This window comes from Methyloglobulus sp. (assembly GCF_046714055.1).
In the GTDB taxonomy this organism is placed as follows: Bacteria; Pseudomonadota; Gammaproteobacteria; order Methylococcales; family Methylomonadaceae; genus Methyloglobulus.
The window spans coordinates 1-4362 of sequence record NZ_JBKKBJ010000183.1; the positions used below are offsets into that span (position 1 = coordinate 1).

Consider the following 4362-nt stretch of genomic DNA (forward strand, 5'->3'; position numbering starts at 1 on the left):
TTAATAACTGATGTTACGCACCATTGTTCATTTATATATTTTGTGATTTGTGTGTCGCTACCGCGACGTTACTTTTGATCGGGTTCTCGCACCCGAAGGCGAGATACTTTCTTTTGCTTCGCCAAAAGAAAGTATCCAAAGAAAAGGCGACCCGGATGCCGCTTGCTTCCTGCGCTCCGGTGTTTTTACCGGGGGCTGCCAAAAGGGACTCCTGTCCCTTTGGCAACGCGCGGCTTCCCTGCCGCGCCCCTACGGGCAATTCCCGATAAAAACGCCGATGCTCGGCGCGGCATACGGGAAGATTAAAGTTACCTGCGTAACATCACTTAATAATTGACTTAGCGGTTATGCGACCTGATTCCCATTCGGTTTTTAGCTATTCGTTTTATTCGATGTCGGTTCGACACCTGGGTAATTGGTTGGAGCGGATTGTTGTTCAATGTTATTGAGACTTTGCTCAATGACTTCCAGTCGTTCATGCAAGTTACGGATGGCGAGTTCAGCATGGACATTGACACTATGGTCGATTTCAGCATGAAGACGGTCTTTGGCGTTTTGCCGATTCTGGGACATCATAATGATGGGCGCTTGCAGGGCAGCGATCATAGACAGAATAAGGTTCAGGAAAATATACGGGTAGGGATCGAAAGCATCCTTGCGCGGCCCAAGTATTTCGGTATTCAAAAAAGTCCAGCAAACCAAGACAGCCATAAACATCAGGATAAATGTCCATGAACCACCAAAAGCGGCAATGGCATCGGAAGCGCGCTCCCCGAATCTGCGGCGCGTAGTGAATTCCTTGTTGGCATCGCGCGGCATACTGATCCGCGACAGGGCTTTTTCAATGACTTTGCGTTCATGAGGTGTAAGTTGCTCCCCTTCTAAGCAAGAATACAGTTTGTTGATATTTTCATTATTTTCACTCATGTATGATTATCCTCACAAATAGCTTATTATCTAAAATTTCGGCGAAAAATATTACGGTACTAAACTTACTGGTTAATGTGCAGATGTTTCTGTAACGGCATCCATGAGAAAAATACATGAATCATACTAAATTATTTTCAAACCACGTCCTTTTTACAGCGCTTTTGATTATGGCAGTTATAGGCGTTGCCGTCTCTGATATTTCGGCGACAGCAAGCCATTTATACTGGATTTCTATGGTGGTTTTGTTTGGGATCGTGTCTATTTTTGCCAACTACAGCCATACAGCAACATACGATCAGGCGGCACAGAAAAAAGCCATTGTGATTCAAACCCTGCATTGGATGGGCGGATTAGTGACGGTAATGATTGTATACACTTTATTATCATGCCGGAAGGATAACCCCGGAAGAGACTGGTTTAATCGTATTGTTAATACTCGCCTTAACCACTTTTCTCGATGGTATCAGGATAAGCTGGCGGTTCAGCCTTGCCGGTGTTTTTCTGGCTATCATCGCGGTTTGTGCGGCTTAATGTTGAAGAATATATCTGGCAAATATTAATATTGGCAATAAGCATCATCGCTTTCAGTTATTATTGGGTGTTCAAACGAAAACATAATCCATAACTGGATTTTTCTGTCGGTAGTGTTTACGGGGTGGTGTAGTGCATAAAATATCTTACATTCTGCTTGCTCCGGTACTATTGTCTGCTTGTAAGGCCATTGCTGGAGAAGACGCTTGCCCTGGGGCAGATGTAACCGACAAGCAAAGTGTGGGTTCGTTTAAGTCCATTATCGATGGCCAGCCAGCCGCTCCCGATACCCCGCAGGCGCAGATAACGGCCTTATATAATAAAAATAGCGGCCAATTTCAAAGCCGATTGGTAGGCGGTATTGTTTTTGTCCAAACCGGAATTTTTTGTCAATCCCAACTGACCGTCACCACCCCTACATTGGTTGTAGCTTCAGCGGGCACACAATTTCAAAATTCTGTAGCGGTCGCCTGGGAACAACGTTGGTTGATCGACGACGGTCACCTACCGACGCTTTCATCGCAACTTTCTTTTCAGGTTCCCTACAACACGCCAGGGGCAACAGTAGACATAGTGGCTACGGCCATTGCTGCCAAAAGTTTTACCAATGGCGTAGGTTACCTCAATGCCATCTTAGAAAGCCCCAATGGTTTTGATGCGACTATCTTTAATTGGACAGTTATCGCTGGTTATAAGCATATCATCCATGATGAGCTTGAAGTATTCGGTGATGTTTTTGTGCAAAAGGGCATCGCTGGTGGATTTGAGGCGGCTATTGAATGGGATTTTACGGATGGCGTCAGTCTTGCCCCGGTATTTCGGTAGTCTTCAATGAGCCCAACAGTAATGGGGTAACGGATGTCACTGTGGGTGTCAATCTTTCACGCGGATTTTGAATGGCTTAGGAGGTCATGATGCAGGCATTTTCGACAAGACTGTTAGGTTTGCTATTGTGCAACGCCATTTTACTATTGCCAGGATGCAACAGTATAGGGAAAACATCGCTGGCAAACCGATGGGATTCTGAAGCAAACGCAACGATTGTTGGCGCAAAAGAACATCCCATACCACAGCCCGAAGTTATTGGAAGCGTAAACGGCCTGCTTGACGTAGCATTGGAAGCTGCACCCGCTAAGGTGACTGTAGCAGGGCGAACATTCCTATCCAATGTTTATAACAGTAGCTATATACCGCCAGTCCTCAAGGCGAAACGTGGCGATAAAGTACGCATAAAGCTGGTCAATAATATCGGCACTGCGGACATTATGATCGACAAGCCGCAATTCACCAATCTGCATTACCACGGTATGAATATTACGCCGCAAGAGCCTGGCGATAATGTTTTTGTGTTGGTGCCACCCGCACTTTCCGGCAGCGATCCCATGCACGGCATAACACAATCGCCGTATTTAAAGGACAACACTTACACGTATGAATATGCCGTACCAAAAGACCATCCGCAAGGGTTGCACTGGTATCATTCACATACTCATGGCTACGGCGAAGATCAGGTATTAAGCGGTATGTCTGGTCTTTTGGTCATTGATGGCTACATCGAGCAGCATTACCCTGAACTGAACACACTTCAACGTAAAACATTCCTGCTTAAAGATATTGCGTTGCCCGATACCAAAGATGGCGACCCCAAAACAAAAACCATCAACGGTACGATTGGTGCAACTGAGACCATTAGACCGGGTGAGTGGCAAGTTTGGAATCTTGCCAATATCGGCGCTGACTCTTTTTTTGAATTTGTTGTTGATGGACATAAATTTTGGATGCTTGCCCGTGATGGCAACGTCATAGAAAATCCGGAAGAGGAAACATCCGTCCTGCTGCCACCCGCAGCCCGCGCCGTTATAGCGATTCAGGGCAATAAGCCGGGGCTGTATGGCATACGATCCCTGGACGTGGACACGGGGCCAGCAGGGGATGACAATTCACAAGTAGTGCTTGCATCGTTAAAAATCGAAGGACAACCGGTTACGGAGGACGCTACCCTTGCGCCACGTTTGTTACGTCCAGCGGCCAAGATTGCCTCTATCCATCCACGAGCCGAAGACTTAAAAAAAATGCCCATCACTCGGCAACGGGTGATCGAATTTTCAGAAACATCCGACGGTAAAACCTTCTTTATCAACCGCAAGCAATACCAACACGACCGCATTGATACCGAGGTCAAACTGGGCGATGTCGAGGAATGGACGGTACGCAATGTCACCGGAGAACGGCATGTTTTTCATATTCATCAACTGGATTTTCTGGTCAAGGAAATTAACCATGACGACCAGGATTCCACCGGCTTGCGCGATACAATTGATGTGCCCTACCAATTCGACGGCGCGCCTGGTGAAGTTAAGCTTATCGTACCCTTCACCAACCCCAATATTGTTGGAAAGTTCGTTTACCATTGCCATATTCTGGAACACGCCGACAATGGCATGATGGCAAATATTGTTGTAAAAAAATCAACGAAATAATGATCCGGGCATCCCCTACTTACCACGGAGAACAAAAATAAGGAGGTCTCCTGCGTTAGCGAGAAAGGGTATGGTTGCTATCAATACGTCATACACCCGCAATCACCTTGCTGCCATTTCCCCCGTGAAAACAGAATTGGTTGAAATCAACCGCATTTATTTGGTTGATTTCAACCAATAGCTTTTTAGACACTCCTAGCCCCACCTCCCTTAATACAATATTTATCATTGATATTATTGAAGTTATTTTAAATTTTTATGTTACGGCATGGAAAGTGCTATTAGCTTAACGAACCCAGTAAAAAACCTTGACAAGTGCGGGGGGGGGGGGGGATAAAGATACCCGATTAAAAAAAACAAAATAAAAAATAAATATAAAAAAGCAATATAAAAAAAAAATGCAAATATACGATTTATTGCG

The 4362-nt window shown here is 45.4% G+C and carries 5 protein-coding genes; 4 read left to right on the forward strand and 1 reads right to left on the reverse strand.

The window, feature by feature from the left end; genetic code table 11:
* The first annotated feature begins 49 nt into the window (after window positions 1–49).
* Window positions 50–337: a hypothetical protein gene (locus tag ACLQ6D_RS10915; protein WP_411727310.1), complete on the forward strand. Its 288-nt coding sequence runs from the start codon at window positions 50–52 to the stop codon at window positions 335–337.
* Between the two features lie 35 nt (window positions 338–372).
* On the opposite strand, the gene ACLQ6D_RS10920 is transcribed toward ACLQ6D_RS10915, so the two are convergent.
* Entirely contained in the window at window positions 373–927 is a 555-nt protein-coding gene (locus ACLQ6D_RS10920; protein WP_411727311.1) for a DUF1003 domain-containing protein, read from the reverse strand.
* Between the two features lie 116 nt (window positions 928–1043).
* On the opposite strand from ACLQ6D_RS10920, the gene ACLQ6D_RS10925 reads away from it, so the two are divergent.
* The 3 genes from ACLQ6D_RS10925 (at window position 1044) to ACLQ6D_RS10935 (ending at window position 3941) form a co-directional block, all read left to right on the forward strand.
* Complete coding sequence (locus ACLQ6D_RS10925) at window positions 1044–1490, forward strand: hypothetical protein (RefSeq protein WP_411727312.1); 447 nt, start codon at window positions 1044–1046, stop codon at window positions 1488–1490.
* 103 nt (window positions 1491–1593) lie between these two features.
* Entirely contained in the window at window positions 1594–2286 is a 693-nt protein-coding gene (locus tag ACLQ6D_RS10930) for a hypothetical protein (RefSeq protein WP_411727313.1), read from the forward strand.
* Between the two features lie 89 nt (window positions 2287–2375).
* Complete coding sequence (locus ACLQ6D_RS10935) at window positions 2376–3941, forward strand: multicopper oxidase family protein (protein ID WP_411727314.1); 1566 nt, start codon at window positions 2376–2378, stop codon at window positions 3939–3941.
* Window positions 3942–4362: the final 421 nt, after the last annotated feature.